Here is a 17,968-nt window from a genome sequence, read left to right as displayed (position 1 = left end):
AGTCTCAAAACTATCTCCGCTGAAGGGAGCGCGACCAATGGTCCACACCCTCGACCGGTACAACCAGACTATCGACGCAAACCTGGCAAACCTTTCAAGGTTCGGCCGCATCTGGTTGCTCACGGTCGCCGGACTCGACGTGCTCCTGGTCATCTCGTCGATGGTCGCCCTCAACGCCGCTCTCCCCGATATCGCCGTGGAGACCGCCGCCACGCAGACGCAACTGACCTGGATCGTGGACGGATACACCCTCGTGCTGGCCTGCCTGCTTCTGCCCGCCGGCGCCATCGGCGACCGGTACGGCAGGAGGGGCGCTCTTGTGGCCGGGTTGGCGATCTTCGGCGTGGCATCGATCGCTCCGGTGTTCTTCGCCAGTCCGGTCCAGATCATTCTTGCTCGCGTACTCGCCGGTGTCGGAGCGGCATTCATCATGCCTGCGACGCTGTCGCTGTTGACCGCTGCGTTCCCGAAGAGTGAGCGCAACAAGGCCGTCGGGATCTGGGCAGGAGTCGCGAGTTCGGGCGCCATCGTCGGCTTCATGGGCACGGGTTTGCTTCTGCAGTTCTTCTCCTGGCAGTCGATCTTCTACGCATTCGCGGCAGCGGCCGTCGCCTTGATCCTCTGTACGTTCACGATTCGCTCATCGCGCGACGAGACCTCGACGCCGATCGATGGCATCGGCGCAGTGCTGATCGGCTCGGCGGTAGCCGTCTTCGTGTTCGGTGTCGTCGAAGCGCCGGTACGCGGCTGGACGCATCCGGTGGTGTGGGGTTGTATGACAGCGGGTGTCGGACTTGCCGCGGCGTTCGCCGCGGTGGAACTGCGGCGCCGTCATCCCCTCCTGGATGTCCGGTTGTTCGGCAGGCCCGACTTCGCCACCGGGTCGATCGGCATCACCATCCTGTTCCTCGGCAACTTCGGGTTCTTCTTCGTCGAGATGCAGTACCTGCAACTGGTTCTCGACTACAGCCCGCTGCAGACCGCATTCGCGCTTGCGCCGCTCGCGGTGCCGATCATGATTCTCGGCGCGACGATGCATCTCTACCTGCCGAAGGTCGGGTTGCGAATCGCGGTCGCCCTCGGCCTGTTTCTCATCGGGGCCGGCCTCTTCTTCATGCGCTACCTCGACGCCGGGGCGTCCTACATCGACATCGTCTGGCCGATGCTGATCACGAGTGCCGGGATCGGCCTGTGCGTCGCGCCGACCACTTCCGCGATCATGAACGCCGTTCCGACCGAGAAGCAGGGCGTCGCGTCGGCGGTCAACGACACCACGCGCGAAGTGGGGGCCGCTGTCGGTATCGCGGTCGCCGGTTCGGTGTTGGCAGCGCAGTACGGCGCAGCGCTTTCGCCTGCGCTGGCGGAGTTTCCCGACCAGATCCGCACCGGTGCGCTGGAATCCCTTGCCAATGCACTCGCCATCGCCGACCAGATGGGCCCGCAGGGCGCACGTTTGGCGGACCTCGCCACGTCGGCGTTCGTCGACTCGATGAGCCTCGCGCTGCTTGTGCTGTCCATCGTGCTGGTCGTCGCGGCTGCCTTCGTCGCGATCTGGGCCCCCGGCCGCGACGGGCGACAGTCGCGCTTCGCGCGGCGGCTCAACGCGCGGTGGTCGACCTCAGACGATGAATCCGGCGGCCCGGTGGCCGAGCATGACGATCGTGGCGTGCGGGCCGCGGCTGGTGATGGCGGGAAGCACCGCGCCGTCGACAACCCATAGCGCGTCGATACCGCGTACCCGGCATTGTTCGTCGACCACTGCCCCCTCGTCGCCCTCCCGCCCCATCGGTGCGGTACCGCACAGATGTTGCGACGTCGACCACGAGGTCGTCGCGGATTTCGCTTGCGCACCGGCTAATTCGAGCGCGAGGCTCGCACCGGCGCGCAACGCCGCGACGTCTGTGGGCTCACTATCGTACCGATGCGCGATGACCGGAAGGATATCCGGATCGGCGGAAACCAACCGGACGCTGCCACGTGACTTCGGCCGCATCAGCGCGACGCCGATGTGCGGGTGGTCGGCAGGGTCATCGCGGCGCCCGCTCACCATCGCACCGAAACCTGCGGTGTACGGCCTGATTTCGAGGCCGCCGTCGGTGGTGAGGACGGCTTCCAGAGGAGGCAGGCCGTGAGTCTCGGTCCAGTCCACCGGCAGCACCCACTCAGGGTGGTCCGACGATGCTGTACCGACCGGTAGATCGACCTCGACGGGTACTCCCACTCCCCTCAGCGCATCATGCGGGCCGATTCCGGAAAGCATCAACAGGTGTGCGGATCCAATCGCACCTGCCGACAACACGATTCGGTCAGCCGTCAGGTCGGTCGGACCCGCCGGTCCGACGCACTCGACGCCGACCGCACGGCTACCGGCGATCCTGATTCGCCGGACACGGGTGTCGGTCAGCACCGTGAGGCCCGCGCGATCCATCGCCGGCTTCAGGAAGGCCCCACCCGGTCCGACTCGGGTACCGCCGTTGATATTCAGCGGTACCGCACCCACTCCCGACGGCAGTGGCGCATCCGGCGTCGATCCGTTGAGGTCATCGACCCACTGATACCCTGCCTCCATCGCGGCGTTGACGAAAGTAGCTGTGCAACCGTCGAATTCGTCGACGCGCTGAACCTGGATCGGACCGGCTCCGCCGTGCAGCGGACCGTCGAAATCGGTATCGGTCTCGATCGCCAGGAAGTGCGGGAGCACGTCGGTCCAGGCCCATCCCGGCACGCCCCAACCGTCGAAGTCCGTCGGCAGTCCGCGGCAGAAATATCCGCCGTTGACCGCGCCGGATCCGCCGACCACCGCTCCCCTCATGATCTGTGCGTGCCGTTCGGGGTCGTCGGTCAGCAGCGTCGGGTAGCGCCGGACCACCGAGCTGGCGGTGCCGATCGGCAACCGCAGGCCGTCACTGATCTGGGTCAGCACCGACGGATCGGATGGGCCGGGCCCGGCTTCGACTACGGTGACCCGGCAGCTCGAGTCAGCCGAAAGGCGTTCCGCTAATACAGATCCGGCGCTGCCGGCACCGATGATCAGCACATCGCTGTGCAAGGCCGGCTTCAGGTCCGAATCTGGGGTTTGAGCGCGCCGACATGCCGCTCACGCACGACGCCGGTCCAGAGTCCCACGCCGTAGGCGATGTCGTCGAGCCGTTTCAGCAGGATGTAGGTGAGCAGGCCGACGGGTTTCGTGTCGTCGTCCCCGTTGCCGTTGCGGGTGATCCAGTCGACCACCCCGTCGACGATGGCCGCCACGAGCACCACTTGGCGGCATCGTCGCGACAGGAGTGCGGCGACGAAGGCGATGGGCCAGTAGTGCCTGCAGATGGCCGACGCAAGCTGCAGCGCGGCGGACCACAGTCCGTGGGCGGCCACCACGGCCACTTCCTTCGGCTCGGTCTCGACGGTCGACAGGGACCGCGCGATGCGCCTCCCGGTGACCGCGGCTACCACCATCGACGCCAGGTAGCCGATGCCCGAACCCATCGCCATCAGCATCCAGGCGACGAGCGTCCATCCGGAGATGACCAGCGGTGCCGTCTTGCCGGGATGCCGGACCGACAACGGTGCGGCGGATTCTCCGTAGAAAGACTTGCGCGCGAGCCACTCTCGCATCTGCGTACGGTGATCGTGTGCGACGAGAGCGACGGGCTCGTACCGCAGCCGGGCACCTGCCTCGATCAGCCGCCAGCACAGATCGACGTCTTCGCCGGACTTGAGCGTCTCGTCGAAGCCGCCGAGCTCCTTGAGCACGGTGGTGCGGCAGATGATCGCCGCACTGGGGACATAGGAGACGGTCCCGTAGGGAATCACAGGCGCTTCCCGCAGCCCGAGGTCCAGGGAGGATCTCACGGCCTCGTAGCGCGCCACCAGGTTCTCCGGCTCGCGCAGGCCGATGATGCGCGGCGCGACCAGCGCCACGGCCGGATCGCAGAAGTGGCCGAGCAGCGCCTCCAGCCACCCGCGCCGCGGCACCACGTCGGAGTCCAGGAACGCGATGTAGTCGGTGTGGCAGGCGCCGATGCCGGTGTTGCGGGCGGCGGCGGGGCCCTTGCTGCGGTCGTGCCGCAGGATCTGGACATCGCTGTACATCTGCGCGAAGTCCGCTTGCTGGACCGGGGTGGCCGACCCGTCGTCGACAACGATGATCTGCATACCGCGAAGAGCTGCCACCAGTCTGCGTAGTCCAGCTGCATTGTCCCGCACCGGAATAACGACCGTGACATCACGATGCGACGGTCCGGTCGCGGGCCGGGGATGCGCGACCGTCGCGTCGAGAAGGGTGCGTGCCAACTGTGCACTGACCGCGTCGTGGACCTCGAGCCGTCCGCCGGTCAGCATGGTCTGCGCCGCCGGCGCCAGTCGAAGCAGCCGAGTCGGCGACCCGCCCAGTAACGCCGAGCCCTCGCCGAGAACCTTCACCCGGCGATCCACCTGGACGGCGAACCCGTCGGGTAGCCGTGGTCCGGTCATGTCAGCATCCCGTCCCGGTCAGGCGTCCACCGGGTGACGCGCCGCAAACATCCGCCCACCATCTCCGCGAAGATGCGTGCGCCCTCCTCCGCGGTCGCAGTGGTGGGGTCACCGAGAATACCCACTTCACTGACCGCGGCGATGCCGCCTTGGCGCATTGCAGGCATCAGTTCCCCCAGCGGGGCCCTGTTGCCGGGAACCCGCTCGTCAATCCACACGTCATTCGGCGAAATATGTAGCAATACAGAGGTTTCGGTATGGCCCGCGTGAGCGTCCGCGCCTGCGGCACTGCAGGAGCACCAGCCCACGTCGCGGCCCTCGTACCGAAGCAGGGCCACGGCCGCGGCCAGCGCCTCCACGTTGCCGCCATGACCGTTGACGAAGAAAAGGCGCGACGCCCAGCGTGCCGCCGACCGCCCGAACTCCACCAGCAACAGACGCAGGGCGGATGTACCGATCGAGACGGTGCCGCTGAACTCCTCGTGCTCGCCGCTGGCCCCGTATCCGATGGCGGGAGCGACCAACCATTTCGATTCATCCCCGGTCGCGAGCTGGTCGGCGACGGCGTGGGAGACGGCGACCGCGATGCGCGTGTCGGTGTCCAGCGGCAGGTGAGGCCCATGCTGCTCGGTGGAACCGACGGGAATGATCAATGCTGATGACGTGCTCTGCAGCTGCCGCGACGTAGCGTTCGCGAGCTCGCTTCCATAGGGCACCCGCCGATGGTAGGCCGAATTCACCTGGTGTGCGCCAATTGTTGGCGCATGCGCAGCAATTGATTTCCAGAAATTTTCGCGCGGGACAATCAGCGATTCACGTCAGTCCCCTGAGCCCCGCCTGTACCAGTAGCTTTGCGCGAGGGCCGCCGGCTGCGGTCAGACGGTCGGATTACGGGGCACGCCCAGCACCCGGGCGAAGCCGTCGGGGACCAACACGTCGTCGGCGCACAGGTCGTGGACCGACGAGTGACCGAGGCCCATCAGCGCCGAGTCGATACCGCCCCGGAGGACGTCGAGCACGTTCTCGACGCCTGCCTGACCGTTGGCGGCCAGGCCCCAGAGATAGGCCCGGCCGATCATCACCGCGCGTGCGCCGAGGGCGACGGCCTTCACCACGTCGCTGCCGCGCCGAATGCCGCCGTCGAGCAGCACCTCTATGTCGTCGCCGACAGCGGCGGCGATGGCGGGCAATGCCCGGATCGACGCCGGTGTGCCGTCGAGGTTGTTACCGCCGTGATTCGACACCGAAATCGCCGAAACACCCGCGTCCACTGCACGTTTGGCGTCATCGACGCGCATCACGCCCTTGAGCATGAACGGACCACCCCACAGCTCTCGCAGCCAGGCGATGTCCTCCCACGTCGGCGGCGGGGTGCCCATCCACTCGCCGTACGCCGCGAAGAACGGAGGCCCCTCCTCGCCGCGGGCGCCCTGGTTGGGCACCCGCAGGCTCGGCGGGCTCATGGTCTTGGCCCACTGCAACAGCCACCTCGGCCTCGTCAGACCCTCGGGCATCATCCGCACGGCGGTCCGCAGATCCATCTGCTCGGGGATCTTCGGGCTGCCCCAGTCCCGGCCGTGCGAGAAGCTCCAGTCAGTCGTCACGATCAGACCGACTGCGCCGGCTTCGCGTGCCCGTTCGACGCGGGCCGCGATCGCATCCCGGCCGCCGAGCCAGTACACCTGGAAGAAGAGCTTCGGGTTCGCCTCGATGACCTCTTCGATCGGCTTGCTGGCGAACGACGACAGACCCATCGCGGTGCCACGCGCGGCGGCGGCCCGTGCGACCGCGGTCTCCCCTTCGGGGTGCACTGCCTGCACGCCGGTCGGTGAGATGACGACGGGCAAGGAAATATCCTGTCCCATAACGGTTGTCGCGAGATCACGCTTCTCGGTCGCACCGATGACGTGTGGTGCGAACCCGAGCTCGGCGAAGGCGTCGACGTTGTCGGCGATGGTGACGCCTCTTTCGCTGGCGCCGAGCAGTGCCGAGTACGCCGACTTGGGAAGCCGCTTCTTCGCCAACTGCTGGGCGAAGGCGACGGTTTCGAACCAGGTATCTCGTGCCATGACTACACCGGACTTTCGTTGCACAGCCGCGCCGGGGGCTTTGTCAGAAGCTTCAGCATGACCGGCCCATCCCCCTGCGCTCCGCGCGGGCGGTCCCCCCAGCGCGAGTGGTCGACACTGGACTTGGGCTTGACGCGTTCGCGCGACAGCGCCGGTGCGCCGTAGCCCTCGACGCATTCGGGGTCCGGACCGTCCATCGGCAGCCCGGTGAAGAACTTGGCCGCCATGCATCCGCCGCGGCAGCTGTCGTAGTGCCCGCAGCTCCCGCACGCTCCGGCGGACTGAGGTTCACGCAGCTCGCGGAACAACGGCGCGTTCTTCCAGACGTTGTCAAAACCGTTGTCGGTCAGGATGTTTCCCGCAAGAAAGCGGTCGTGGATGGCGAACGGGCACGCATACACGTCGCCGACCGGGTCGATCAGGCAGACCACGCGGCCCGCTCCGCACAGATTCAGACCGGCCAGCGCACCCGGCTCGCCCAGCCCGGACAGGTGGAAGAACGAGTCACCGGTGAGGACGCCGTCGCCTCTGGCGACCAACCAGTCGTACAGCTGCACTTGCTGTTCGGCGGTCGGATGTAATTCATCCCACACGTCGGCGCCGCGACCCGATGGGCGGAGGCGGGTGATCCGCAAGGTGGCGCCGTAACGTTCGGCCAGGGCGGCGAAGTCGTCGAGCTGGTCGACATTCTCGCGCGTCACGACAACAGAGATCTTGGCGTCCTTGAAGCCCGCGTCGGCGAGATTCTCCAGCGCCCTGATCGCCATCGCGAACGACCCGGCCCCGCGGACGGCATCGTTGACTTCTGCCGTCGCACCGTCCAGCGAGATCTGGACGTCGACGTAGTCGCTCGCGGCCAATCGCGCCGCCACCTCGCGGTTGATGCGCACGCCGTTGGTCGAGAACTTGACCCCGACGTGGTGGGCGGTGGCGTAGTCGACGAGCTCCCAGAAGTCCGACCGCACAGTCGGTTCCCCGCCGCCGATGTTGACGTAGAACACCTGCATGCGCTCGAGTTCGTCGATGATGTCCTTGCACTGCTGGGTGCTCAGCTCGCGCGGGTCGCGCTTGCCCGATGAGGACAGGCAGTGCACGCACGCCAGGTTGCACGCGTACGTGAGCTCCCACGTCAGGCAGATGGGCGCATCCAGTCCGTGCTCGAACTGCTCGATGAGCCGGGGAACGGGTTGTGTAGATGTCATTGCGGCACCAGCATTTTCGATTGGGCGAGCACGCGTAGTGCGTGAAGGTAGGGGGCCTGCTGCGCGTCCTCGACGCCGGCGGCTCGGCAGGCGGACCGGACGTCGGGGTGGTCGGCCAGCGAGTTGACCACCTCGACGATCGTCCGGTTCTTCAGAAATGACAGCTTGCGCGTGCCGAAGTGATAGAGCAGCGCACCGAACGACTCGGGCCGCACGGCCACCTGGGGGTGGAGCCGCCAACTAAGCCCGGGGTCGAACTCCGTGTCGTCCCCGGTCTCAGCCCTTGACGCGGTCACGGTCAGTAGACCCCGCACATCCCGTCGATCGACACTTCTTCGACCAGGATCTCGGTGACGAGCTCATTGTCTGAAGTCGCCGCCGGAGCGGCCTCTGCTGTCTGATTCGGCTCCATAACCCGCACCTTTCCTTGACAGTGGTCTCGACAACTGTGATCGAGATCGCAATAATATGGCATCCAGTGCCAGAATGAAAGCCGACCCCGGAAAAGGAGCGGACGTGCAGCCGGATTCCCAGCACAGAGTCGGCCGACGGCGGTCGACGAGCTGGGAACACATCAGCAACATCGCGATCGATCTCTTCACCGCCCGCGGGTTCGATGACGTGAGCGTGGACGACGTCGCCGAGGCCGCGGGCATCGCCCGGCGCACGCTGTTCCGCTACTACCCGTCCAAGAACGCATTGCCGTGGGGTGACTTCGATTCACACCTTGCCCACATGCGGGACCTGCTCGCGGGTCTCGACCCCGACGTCGGAATCGACGATGCATTGCGCACGGCGTTATTGGCGTTCAACACCTTTGACGATGCCGAGACCGCGCGACACCGCCAGCGGATGCGCGTCATCCTCCAGACCGAAGCGCTTCAGGCGTACTCGATGACGATGTACGCGGGCTGGCGCGCTGTCGTCGTCGCGTTCGTCGCGCGCCGGCTGGACACGAAGGAAACCGACCTCGTCCCGCAGACGGTGGCGTGGATGATGCTCGGCGCGGCGCTTTCGGCCTACCAACATTGGCTCGACGACGAGTCGGTTTCGCTTCTGCAGGCGCTCAGCGATGCCTTCGACGCCGTCAGCGACGGGCTGAAAGCGCTGGACGATCCCACCCGCCGGAAAAAGTCGTGATTTGGGCGTCGGAGTTTCGGCTGCGACGGCGACGATAAGGGTGTGAGTGCCGAACCGGATGGCGACGATGCTCCGCGCAGGCTGCTGGCGATGTACGACGAATCGATGCCGGTCGTGTACGGGTATTTCGTCAGGCGCTGCAGTGACCGCGGAACGGCCGAAGATCTGACGTCGGAGACGTTCCTGGCGGCGATGGACGCCGCGCGCAAGGATGTGCCGCCGCCGATGACGTTGCCGTGGCTGCTCGGAGTGGCGCGCCACAAACTGGCCGACCACTACCGCCGTCGCCACGACCGGTTCAACATCCCCGTCGCCGAACTGCCGGAGCCCGTCCACGTGGGCGACGACTGGGACGCCGAGCTCGACCGCATCGTCGCGGAGAGCGTCATGGCCAGGCTGCCCGAGCACCATCGCACCGTGCTGGCGCTGCGCTACATGGACGACTGTTCCGTGCCGGAATGCGCGGAGCTGATCGGACGTACCGTGCACGCCACCGAGGCGCTGCTGGTGCGGGCGCGGCGGGCCTTCAGATCCCACTATCCGGAGCCGGAAGGAGGGAAGTCGTGAACAACAGCCACGATCCGTTCGCAGTGCTGCATGGCGACGAGCTTGTCGTTCAACCCGATCCGGCGTTCGCGGCTCGGCTGCGCTCACGTCTTGAAGGTGCGCTGAATCTGCCCAATCGAACCGAAGGAGTTGACATGAGCGGCACCGATACCGCGATCGCCGAACTGACCGAACCCATTAAGGGTGGCCTGCCAAGGCCCGCCGCGCTGCCGTACCTGACGGTCGCCAACGCGCGCGACGCGATCGCCTGGTACGTCGACGCGTTGGGGGCCGTCGTCGTCGGCGAACCGTTCGTGATGGCCGACGGCCGGATCGGCCACGCCGAGCTCGCACTCGGTGGCGGCGTGCTGTATCTGGCCGACGAGTATCCGGAGATCGGCTTGAGAGGCCCAGCGCCACAAGCGAACTCCGTCAGCTTGATGCTGGAGGTGCCGGACACCGATGACACTCTGGAACGTGCACGTGAGCTAGGCGCCCAGGTCCAGCGGGAACCGTACGAGGACCACGGGTCACGAGGTGCGGCGATCATCGACCCGTTCGGACATCGCTGGATGCTCAGCGGTCCGGTGACCGGCGCCGTCGTACCGATCCAGCACGGCGACGTCGGCTATGTCTCGGTGTGGACGCCCGACGCCGAGCGGGCGGCGGCGTTCTACGGTCACGTCCTTGGCTGGGAGTACGACCCGGACACCCATCAGGTCACCAACACCACGCAGCGCATCGGCATCTACAGCGTGCCGGAGCAGGCCACGTTGTTCTGCAGCTATGCAGTGACCGATCTGGCCGGTGCCAGACAAGCGATCGTCGACGCGGGCGGCACCGTCGACCAGCTCGAGGAGTTCGACTTCGGCGTGCTGTGCGGTGCGACGGATCCGGCAGGAACCAGCTTCGCGGTGTTCCAGCCTTCGCCGGGTATCGCCCGGCCGGAGTTGAACGGGTCTGGGCCCGGGGAGGTTTCGTACATCACGTATGAGGTGCCGGACTCGGCAGCCTTCAAGGCGTTCTACAGCGGGCTGCTGTTCTGGACGTTCGAGCCCGGTCGCATCGGCGACGGCTGGCAGGTGCAGGGCACTCACCCGATGGCAGGCGTCGCGGGCGGCGCTGCACGGGCGGTGACGGTGCCGATGTGGACCGTCACCGATGTCGACGCCGCCGTGACGCGAGTACGTGCCGCGGGCGGCACGGTCATCGACGAACCGTCACAGCAGGCGTACGGGAAGTCGGCGCTGTGCACCGACGACCAGGGCACCCGGTTCTATCTCGGCGAGCACTGAGTGTGACTTAGTTGCCGAGGACGTCCGCGATCGGTGCGCCCGCCGCGATCTTTCCGCGGGCCTTCATGACCTTTCCGGGCATGCCGCCGCCGACCACCCCTGCCACCACGCCGTCGCGCTCGTAGTAGGCCAGGAACTTGCGGCCGTCATCCAAGACGACGTGGACGATGTCGTCGGCCTCAGGCTCGCCGAGGCACTGGATCTTGACGTCGTACTGGTCACTCCAGAAGTACGGCACGGTGACGGTGGCCGGCAAGTCCTTGCCGAGTATGGCGGCGACCATGCCTCTTGCCTGATCTGCGACGTTGCTCCAATGTTCCACGCGCACTTGGTGTCCAAGGGCATGACGCCACGACGCGACATCTCCGATCGCCCACACATGGGGTGCGCTTGCACGGCCCTGGTCATCACAGACGATGCCGTTGTCGACCTCGAGGCCGCTGCCGTCGAGCCATTCGGTGGCCGGATGCGAACCGATGCCGACGACCACGAGGTTCGCGTCGAGTTCGGTGCCATCGTCGAGGATGACCTTCTCAACCCGGTCGGTTCCGCGGACTTCCGACACTCCGACACCGCAGCGCACGTCGACGCCTTCGGCGCGGTGCAGCCGGGCGACCAGTTCGCCGATCCGCCCGCCGAGCACCGACGCCAGCGGCGATGGCTGCGGCTCCACAAGTACGACGTCGACTCCCATCCCGCGCAGGCTCGCCGCCACCTCGCAGCCGATGAATCCCGCACCGATGACGACGGCTCGTTGCGCCGAGCCGGCCTCCTTACGCAACGCGAGGCTTTCGTCGAAGTTCCGCAGCACGTGAATTCCCTCGATGTCGGGGAATGACCGGATGCGCTTGGGCACCAGGCCGGTGGCGATGATCAGCTCGTCGTACGAGACCTCGGTGCCGTCGGCCAAGGTCAGTGTCTGCGCCGCGGTGTCCACCGACCGGGCGCCGTTGCCGAGCAGCACCGTGATGTCGTTCTCGGCGTAGAACTCCGCAGGCTTGAGCGTGACGTCGTCGGTTTCGGCGCGCAGCACTTCCTTTGACAGCGGTGGCCGGTCATACGGCAGATGGTCCTCGTCGCTGACGATGGTGACCGGCCCGGTGTATTCGGAGCGCCGCAGCTGTTCAGCCGTGCGGGCAGCTGCCAAGCCGCCGCCGACGATGAAGATTCCCCCACTGGTGGACATGGGCAAATTTTGCACGATGCCCGCAGCCAATAGGAGGCCACCCCGTCAGCCGCGGTCCCTGTCGATGATGTTGGTCAGCACCACGATGCTCTCGCTGCGTTCGACGTCGGCCGCCGAGCGGATCCGCTCCAGCGCCTCTTCGAGATGGCGCATGTCGCGGGCGAGCACGTGCAGCATCGCATCGGCAGTTCCGGTGACGGTGGCCGCGCCGATCACCTCAGGAATGTCGATCCAGGCCGCGCGCAACTGTTCTGGCGCGATGGTGCCGTGTCGGAACACCTGTACGTACGCCTCGGTGTTCCAGCCCAGCGCGCTGCGGTCGACCACCGTCGTGAAGCCCCGGATGACCCCGTTGTCGAGCAGCCGGTCGACCCTGCGCTTCACCGCGGGAGCGGACAGGTTCACCCGGTCGCCGATCTCGGCGTACGTGGCACGAGCATCGTTGGCGAGTGCAGCCAGAATGCGCTCGTCGGTCTCATCCAGACGGTCCATGAGCCTCTCCACACAACAAATCTTCGCAATTCTAGCTCAGGCACAACAGATAATAGGTCATTACGCAATGAACGGCGATTGATTGCAAAATCGTTCGGCCATATCGTTGATTTATGACGATCTCAGATCTCGCCGCGACCGCGGCGCAGGTATCCGATGTCGCCGCAGCACGGAGGCGCTCTGGCGCCGACAGATCACTTGCGCGCGTGTCCCGCCTTCGCCATTACGCCATGACGGCGCCGACGTTCTTCGCCGTCGAATACGCGATCAACCCATGGATGGACACGTCGGTGTCAGTCGACACCCATGTCGCCCTCAGCCAGTGGGAAGCCCTTCGTCAGACTTACAAGGAACTCGGCCACACCGTCGAGCTGGTCGAACCCGTCGAGGGCCTGCCGGACATGGTCTATGCCGCCAACGGCGGCCTGCTTGTCAACGGCTATGCCGTCGCAGCGCGGTTCGCCTATCCACAGCGCGCCGGTGAATCGGCGGCCTACGCCGAGTGGATGACTCGCCACGGCTATCACGTCGCCGAGACACGCCATACCAACGAAGGCCAGGGCGACCTATTGGTCGTGGGCTCGATCGTCTTGGCGGGATTCGGATTTCGCACCGAGCGGCAGGCACACGACGAGATCGCCGCCGTCGTCAAGATGCCCGTCGTCAGCCTCGAATTGGTCGACCCGCGCTTTTATCACCTCGACACCGCACTTGCCGTGCTCGACGACACCACCATCGCCTTCTACCCGCCCGCATTCAGTGACGAGTCGCGGGCGCGGTTGCTCGAGCTGTTCCCCGACGCCATCGAGGTGGGCAGTGCCGACGCGTACGTCCTTGGCCTCAACGCCGTGTCGGACGGCCTCAACGTGGTGTTGCCCGCCGCCGCGATCGGCTTCGCCCAACAGCTGTCCGATGCCGGATTCCGGCCCATCGGTGTCGATCTGTCCGAGCTGCTCAAGGGCGGCGGATCCGTCAAATGCTGCACATTGGAGGTACATCAGTGACCGTGGTCGACACCAGGAGCGCCACCGAGGACGCCATCGCGATCGACAACCGCTACGCCGCACACAACTACGCACCGCTACCCGTGGTCGCCGCCAGTGCGGAGGGCGTGTGGATCACCGACGTGGAGGGCCGTCGCTACCTCGACTGCCTGGCCGCCTACTCGGCGGTGAACTTCGGCCACCGCAATCCGGAGATCACCGCAGTCGCCCACGCCCAGCTGGACAGCCTGACGCTGGTGAGCCGGGCGTTTCACTCCGATCGGCTTGGCCCGTTCTGCGAGGCGTTGGCGCAACTGTGCGGCAAAGACATGGTGCTTCCGATGAACAGCGGCGCCGAGGCCGTGGAGAGCGGCATCAAAGTCGCGCGAAAGTGGGGCACCGACGTCAAGGGCGTGCCCGCCGGGCAGAGCAACATCGTGGTGGCGCACAACAACTTCCACGGTCGCACCACGACGATAATCAGCTTCTCAGACGATGAGACAGCACGACGCGGATTCGGTCCCTACACGCCCGGGTTCCGCGCGGTTCCCTTCGGTGACGCCGACGCTCTCGCTGCCGCGATCGACGAGAACACCGTCGCCGTTCTGCTCGAACCGATCCAGGGCGAGGCCGGGATCATCGTTCCACCCGCCGACTTCCTTCCGCGGGTGCGCGCGCTGTGCACCGAGCGCAATGTGCTGATGATCGCCGACGAGATCCAATCGGGTCTCGCGCGAACAGGACGCACCTTCGCGTGCGACCACTTCGGCGTCGTGCCCGATGTCTATTTTCTCGGCAAAGCCCTCGGCGGCGGCGTGGTTCCGTTGTCGGCGGTGGTCGCCAACCGGGACATCCTCGGTGTGCTGCACCCCGGTGAGCACGGTTCGACGTTCGGCGGCAATCCACTCGCCGCGGCGATCGGCACCACCGTCGTATCGATGCTGCGGCGCGGTGAGTTCCAGTCGCGTTCAGCAGAACTCGGTGAACACCTGCACCGGCGGCTGCGTGCGCTCACCGGGTCCGGCGTCGTCGCCGTACGGGGAATGGGGCTGTGGGCAGGCGTCGACATCGATCCTGCGCTCGGCACCGGAAAGCAGATCAGCCTGAAGTTGGCCGAACGCGGCATCCTGGTCAAGGACACCCATGGTTCGACACTTCGCTTCGCGCCACCGCTGGTGATCACCGCGGAGGAGATCGACTGGGCGATTGATCAGTTCGCCGACGTTCTGGCCGATCTGGGTTAACACTAGTCGGGTATCTACCTAACTCTAGGTATGCAGGAGGCAGCATGACGTCACCCACGGTGTCCCTGTCCGAGCAGATGCTGCGCCGCCGCCCGGTTGTCGGGGCAGCGGTCGCGCACGGCGCCGACGACCACTTGAAACGGACGATCGGTACGTTCCAGCTGACGATGTTCGGTGTCGGGGCCACGGTCGGCACCGGCATCTTCTTCGTCCTGCAGGACGCGGTACCGATGGCAGGCCCCTCGGTGGTCGTCTCGTTCATCATCGCGGGCATCGCGGCTGGCTTGGCAGCCCTCTGCTATGCCGAGATGGCCTCGGCGGTACCGGTTTCCGGGTCGACGTACTCCTATGCGTACACCACGCTCGGCGAGTTCGTCGCGATGGGTGTCGCAGCATGCCTGTTGCTCGAGTACGGTGTCTCCACCGCAGCAGTGGCCGTGGGATGGAGCCAATACCTCAACAAACTGTTCGCCAACCTCTTCAACGGTTGGCAACTACCGGACCAGATCATCGCCGCGCCGTGGGACGAGGTGGCGGAAGGGCACGCGCAGGGCTGGATCAACCTGCCCGCCGTCGTCCTCGTCGTACTGTGCGCACTCCTTCTGATCCGCGGAGCCAGCGAGTCCGCGGTGGTGAACACCGTAATGGTGGTCATCAAGCTGGGTGTCCTGGGACTGTTCGCGATCATTGCGTTCACCGCCTTCAATGCCGACCACTTCGCGAACTTCGCGCCGTTCGGAGTCGCGGCGGTTGGGGCCGCGGCCGGCACGATATTCTTCTCCTTTATCGGCTTAGACGCGGTATCCACTGCGGGCGACGAGGTCAAGAACCCGCAGAAGACCATGCCGCGCGCCATCATTGCGGCACTGCTGATCGTGACCGGCGTCTACGTCCTGGTGGCCATCGCCGCGATCGGCGCACAGAAGTGGGAAATGTTCGACGGTCAGGCGGCCGGTCTCGCGCAGATCCTCGACGACGTCACCGGATCCACCGGGTGGAGCACAGTGCTTGCCGCAGGGGCGGTGATCTCGATCTTCTCGGTCACGCTCGTCACGATGTACGGGCAGACCCGCATCCTGTTCGCGATGGGCCGCGACGGCCTGCTCCCCTCGATGTTCGCCAAGGTGAATCCGAAGAGCATGACGCCGGTGAACAACACGATCATCGTCGCGATCGTGGTCAGCCTGCTGGCGGCTTTCATCCCGCTGGACAAGCTGATCGACATGGTCTCGATCGGCACGTTGACCGCCTTCATCGTGGTGTCGATCGGCGTCATCATCCTGCGGGTGCGCGAACCCGACCTGCCTCGCGGATTCAAGGTGCCGTTCTACCCAGTCACGCCCGTTCTGTCCGTGCTGGCCTGCGGCTACATTCTCTACAGCCTGCACTGGTACACCTGGATCGCCTTCAGCGCATGGGTTTTGGTGGTGTGGGCGTTCTATCTTCTGTGGGGACGAAAGCACAGCGCGCTCAACGACGGTGGTGACGGAATCATCGAATCGGCCGCCCCCGGTGTCGACGAGGTCGAAATCGTCACTCCGCCAAAGGATGCGCCGTGACGGTCATCGTCGGATTCCTCGCCGGCAAGGCGGGCATCTCCGCGCTGCACCTCGGCGTGGAGGCAGCGCGCACCCTCAAGACGTCGCTGTCCGTCGTCACCGTGGTGCCCAAGCCTTGGACGACGGTGTCGCTCGCGCGCATCGACGCCGAGTACGCGCAGTACGCCGACAAAATCGGTGCCGACTCGGCGGCCCAAGCAAGGGAGTGCGTGGCGAAGCTCGATCCCGACCTCGAGGTCAGCTTCCACAAGTACGCCCACCGCTCCGCAGCCGGCGGACTGCTGGATGCCGTCGAAGAGCTGAAAGCCCAAGCGCTGGTGTTGGGTTCGGCCGCCGACGGCAGTCTTGGACAGGTAGTGGTCGGATCGACCGCCGACCGGCTGCTGCACTCGTCGCCGGTACCTTTGGCGATCTGCCCGCGCGGCTATCGCGGATCCAAGTCGCACCGGCTGACCCGGCTGACGGCCGCGTATCCGGGTACCGAGGAGTCGCGCCACGTCGTGGAGCGCGTCGCGGCGCTGGCGGCACAGCTCGAGGTACCGATGCGGGTCATCATATTCGCGGTGCGCGGACGCACCATGTACCCGCCGGAGGTAGGGCTGCACGCCGAGGACTCGCTGCTTTCGGCTTGGGCGTCGCAGGCTCGAGAAGCGTTGGCCAAATTGAAGTCCGACGGCATCGTCGGTGACGACGTCGAGCTCCAGGTCGTCACCGGTAACGGCTGGGACCAAGCGCTCGACGCCGCCGAATGGGACGACGGGGAAGTTTTGGCCATCGGCACGTCACCGCAGGGGACGATCGCCCGGGTCTTCCTGGGCTCGAAGGGCACCAAGATCGTCCGGCACAGCCCCGTGCCCGTCCTGGTGATGCCGAACTAGAACTTCGCCGTTCCGCGGTCGACGGCGATCTGGCTGCCCGAGATCGTGGCCGAGCCGTCGCTCGCCAACCACGCGACGACGTCCGAAACCTCTTCGGCCGTCATGAAATCCTGCAGGCTCGACATGCCCTGCTGGCTGACGGGTTTATACGGGAACGGCGAGAAACTGTGGATGAAGGTCGGGTGCTTACCGAAGAGCTCCATCATCGCGTCCTTCTCGACCATCGGGGTGTCGATCGAATACGGGTGGATGGAGTTGACCCGGATCCCGAACTCCCCCGCTTCGATTGCCAATGCGTTCGTCAGTGCGACGAGACCGTGCTTGGACGCCGAGTAGTGTCCGTTTCCGGGAGTGGCCTTCAGCCCCGCTGAGGAACTGACGATGATGATCGATCCGCCGTTGCCCGCCTCGATCATCGCGGGCACCGCCGCGCGGATGGTGCGCCACGTACCGTTCAGGTTGACGTCGATGACCGTGTCCCACTGCTCTTCGGACATCTCGAACATCCGGCCCCAGCTCAGGACCCCTGCGTTGGCGACGACGACGTCCAGCCTGCCGAACTGCTCGATGCCGTCGGCGACCACCTGCTGCTGGCCCGCCAGATCGCGGATGTCCACCTCACGCGCGAGCACTTTGCGGCCGGTGGCCTCCACCTCGCGGACTGTGTCGGCGAGATCCTCTGCCGTCGGCATCGGGTAGGTGACGGTGTCCGACACGGGCGCGCAGCGGTCGATGGCGATGACGTCGGCACCGTCTTTGGCCAAGCGGATCGCATGGGCGCGACCCTGACCACGTGCGGCGCCGGTGACTAATGCCACTCGGCCTTCCAGAGGTTGACCAGATGCCATGACCACTGCTCCTTTTTCGCGAGGCTGCGGACCAGGCTAACAGCCGAACTGGAACG

At 66.0% G+C, this 17,968-nt stretch carries 18 protein-coding genes; 8 read left to right on the top strand and 10 right to left on the bottom strand.

What is annotated here, in order from left to right; genetic code table 11:
• Nucleotides 1-37: 37 nt before the first annotated feature.
• On the top strand, nt 38-1,720 hold the full coding sequence (locus tag AB4Z42_RS03355) for an MFS transporter (protein ID WP_442007682.1): 1,683 nt from the start codon (nt 38-40) through the stop codon (nt 1,718-1,720).
• Here the strand turns inward: AB4Z42_RS03355 and mftG are convergent.
• The 7 genes from mftG to mftA form a co-directional block, all read right to left on the bottom strand.
• The gene (mftG, locus tag AB4Z42_RS03350) at nt 1,619-3,049 is read right to left on the bottom strand and encodes a mycofactocin dehydrogenase MftG (protein ID WP_442007681.1); all 1,431 of its coding nucleotides are present in this window, start codon (nt 3,047-3,049) and stop codon (nt 1,619-1,621) included. The two genes, AB4Z42_RS03355 and mftG, sit on opposite strands and share 102 nt — an antisense overlap.
• 8 nt (nt 3,050-3,057) lie before the next feature.
• Nucleotides 3,058-4,470 (bottom strand): mycofactocin biosynthesis glycosyltransferase MftF, encoded by a 1,413-nt coding sequence (mftF, locus tag AB4Z42_RS03345; protein WP_442007680.1) that lies wholly within the window; start codon nt 4,468-4,470, stop codon nt 3,058-3,060.
• Nucleotides 4,467-5,210: a mycofactocin biosynthesis peptidyl-dipeptidase MftE gene (gene mftE, locus AB4Z42_RS03340; protein ID WP_442007679.1), complete on the bottom strand. Its 744-nt coding sequence runs from the start codon at nt 5,208-5,210 to the stop codon at nt 4,467-4,469. The genes mftF and mftE overlap by 4 nt, the downstream gene beginning before the upstream one ends.
• A 135-nt stretch (nt 5,211-5,345) precedes the next feature.
• Nucleotides 5,346-6,539, bottom strand: a complete 1,194-nt coding sequence (gene mftD / locus AB4Z42_RS03335) for a pre-mycofactocin synthase MftD (protein WP_442007678.1) — start codon at nt 6,537-6,539, stop codon at nt 5,346-5,348.
• A 2-nt stretch (nt 6,540-6,541) separates the two neighbouring features.
• Nucleotides 6,542-7,741 (bottom strand): mycofactocin radical SAM maturase, encoded by a 1,200-nt coding sequence (mftC, locus tag AB4Z42_RS03330; RefSeq protein WP_442007677.1) that lies wholly within the window; start codon nt 7,739-7,741, stop codon nt 6,542-6,544.
• The gene (mftB, locus tag AB4Z42_RS03325) at nt 7,738-8,055 is read right to left on the bottom strand and encodes a mycofactocin biosynthesis chaperone MftB (RefSeq protein WP_442007676.1); all 318 of its coding nucleotides are present in this window, start codon (nt 8,053-8,055) and stop codon (nt 7,738-7,740) included. The genes mftC and mftB overlap by 4 nt, the downstream gene beginning before the upstream one ends.
• Entirely contained in the window at nt 8,040-8,153 is a 114-nt protein-coding gene (gene mftA, locus AB4Z42_RS03320) for a mycofactocin precursor MftA (protein ID WP_442007675.1), read from the bottom strand. The genes mftB and mftA overlap by 16 nt, the downstream gene beginning before the upstream one ends.
• A gap of 74 nt (nt 8,154-8,227) precedes the next feature.
• On the opposite strand from mftA, the gene mftR reads away from it, so the two are divergent.
• From mftR to AB4Z42_RS03305, 3 genes are read left to right on the top strand one after another with little or no spacing between them, the layout of a single operon-like run.
• A complete protein-coding gene (gene mftR, locus AB4Z42_RS03315; protein ID WP_442007674.1) occupies nt 8,228-8,881 on the top strand; it encodes a mycofactocin system transcriptional regulator in 654 nt (217 codons plus the stop codon).
• Between the two features lie 42 nt (nt 8,882-8,923).
• Nucleotides 8,924-9,448: an RNA polymerase sigma factor gene (locus AB4Z42_RS03310; RefSeq protein ID WP_442007673.1), complete on the top strand. Its 525-nt coding sequence runs from the start codon at nt 8,924-8,926 to the stop codon at nt 9,446-9,448.
• Entirely contained in the window at nt 9,445-10,722 is a 1,278-nt protein-coding gene (locus tag AB4Z42_RS03305; RefSeq protein ID WP_442007672.1) for a VOC family protein, read from the top strand. The genes AB4Z42_RS03310 and AB4Z42_RS03305 overlap by 4 nt, the downstream gene beginning before the upstream one ends.
• A 7-nt stretch (nt 10,723-10,729) precedes the next feature.
• Here AB4Z42_RS03305 and AB4Z42_RS03300 read toward each other — a convergent pair whose 3' ends face one another.
• Nucleotides 10,730-11,908, bottom strand: coding sequence for an NAD(P)/FAD-dependent oxidoreductase (locus tag AB4Z42_RS03300; RefSeq protein ID WP_442007671.1), 1,179 nt, complete (start codon nt 11,906-11,908; stop codon nt 10,730-10,732).
• A gap of 45 nt (nt 11,909-11,953) precedes the next feature.
• Nucleotides 11,954-12,400: an Lrp/AsnC family transcriptional regulator gene (locus AB4Z42_RS03295; protein WP_442007670.1), complete on the bottom strand. Its 447-nt coding sequence runs from the start codon at nt 12,398-12,400 to the stop codon at nt 11,954-11,956.
• Between the two features lie 113 nt (nt 12,401-12,513).
• Here AB4Z42_RS03295 and ddaH point away from each other — a divergent pair, with 113 nt between their 5' ends.
• From ddaH to AB4Z42_RS03275, 4 genes are read left to right on the top strand one after another with little or no spacing between them, the layout of a single operon-like run.
• A complete protein-coding gene (ddaH, locus tag AB4Z42_RS03290; protein ID WP_442007669.1) occupies nt 12,514-13,404 on the top strand; it encodes a dimethylargininase in 891 nt (296 codons plus the stop codon).
• Nucleotides 13,377-14,627, top strand: a complete 1,251-nt coding sequence (rocD, locus tag AB4Z42_RS03285) for an ornithine--oxo-acid transaminase (protein WP_442007668.1) — start codon at nt 13,377-13,379, stop codon at nt 14,625-14,627. Before ddaH ends, rocD begins: the two co-directional genes overlap by 28 nt.
• A gap of 44 nt (nt 14,628-14,671) precedes the next feature.
• Entirely contained in the window at nt 14,672-16,186 is a 1,515-nt protein-coding gene (locus tag AB4Z42_RS03280) for an amino acid permease (RefSeq protein WP_442007667.1), read from the top strand.
• On the top strand, nt 16,183-17,064 hold the full coding sequence (locus AB4Z42_RS03275; RefSeq protein WP_442007666.1) for a universal stress protein: 882 nt from the start codon (nt 16,183-16,185) through the stop codon (nt 17,062-17,064). The genes AB4Z42_RS03280 and AB4Z42_RS03275 overlap by 4 nt, the downstream gene beginning before the upstream one ends.
• Here the strand turns inward: AB4Z42_RS03275 and AB4Z42_RS03270 are convergent.
• A complete protein-coding gene (locus AB4Z42_RS03270) occupies nt 17,061-17,912 on the bottom strand; it encodes a mycofactocin-coupled SDR family oxidoreductase (protein ID WP_442007665.1) in 852 nt (283 codons plus the stop codon). The two genes, AB4Z42_RS03275 and AB4Z42_RS03270, sit on opposite strands and share 4 nt — an antisense overlap.
• Nucleotides 17,913-17,968: the final 56 nt, after the last annotated feature.

It is taken from the genome of Mycobacterium sp. 2YAF39, from assembly GCF_052114565.1.
In the GTDB taxonomy this organism is placed as follows: domain Bacteria; phylum Actinomycetota; class Actinomycetes; order Mycobacteriales; family Mycobacteriaceae; genus Mycobacterium.
Note: the sequence above shows the minus strand (reverse complement) of the source record. Positions and strands in the feature narration are given on the sequence as shown.

Coding starts and splice junctions, on each gene's coding strand:
- AB4Z42_RS03355 (WP_442007682.1), top strand. CDS start 38: ATGGTCCACACCCTCGACCGGTACAACCAGACTATCGACGCAAACCTG.
- mftF (WP_442007680.1), bottom strand. CDS start 4,470: ATGACCGGACCACGGCTACCCGACGGGTTCGCCGTCCAGGTGGATCGC.
- mftD (WP_442007678.1), bottom strand. CDS start 6,539: ATGGCACGAGATACCTGGTTCGAAACCGTCGCCTTCGCCCAGCAGTTG.
- mftC (WP_442007677.1), bottom strand. CDS start 7,741: ATGACATCTACACAACCCGTTCCCCGGCTCATCGAGCAGTTCGAGCAC.
- mftA (WP_442007675.1), bottom strand. CDS start 8,153: ATGGAGCCGAATCAGACAGCAGAGGCCGCTCCGGCGGCGACTTCAGAC.
- mftR (WP_442007674.1), top strand. CDS start 8,228: ATGAAAGCCGACCCCGGAAAAGGAGCGGACGTGCAGCCGGATTCCCAG.
- AB4Z42_RS03300 (WP_442007671.1), bottom strand. CDS start 11,908: ATGTCCACCAGTGGGGGAATCTTCATCGTCGGCGGCGGCTTGGCAGCT.
- AB4Z42_RS03295 (WP_442007670.1), bottom strand. CDS start 12,400: ATGGACCGTCTGGATGAGACCGACGAGCGCATTCTGGCTGCACTCGCC.
- ddaH (WP_442007669.1), top strand. CDS start 12,514: ATGACGATCTCAGATCTCGCCGCGACCGCGGCGCAGGTATCCGATGTC.
- rocD (WP_442007668.1), top strand. CDS start 13,377: ATGCTGCACATTGGAGGTACATCAGTGACCGTGGTCGACACCAGGAGC.
- AB4Z42_RS03280 (WP_442007667.1), top strand. CDS start 14,672: ATGACGTCACCCACGGTGTCCCTGTCCGAGCAGATGCTGCGCCGCCGC.
- AB4Z42_RS03270 (WP_442007665.1), bottom strand. CDS start 17,912: ATGGCATCTGGTCAACCTCTGGAAGGCCGAGTGGCATTAGTCACCGGC.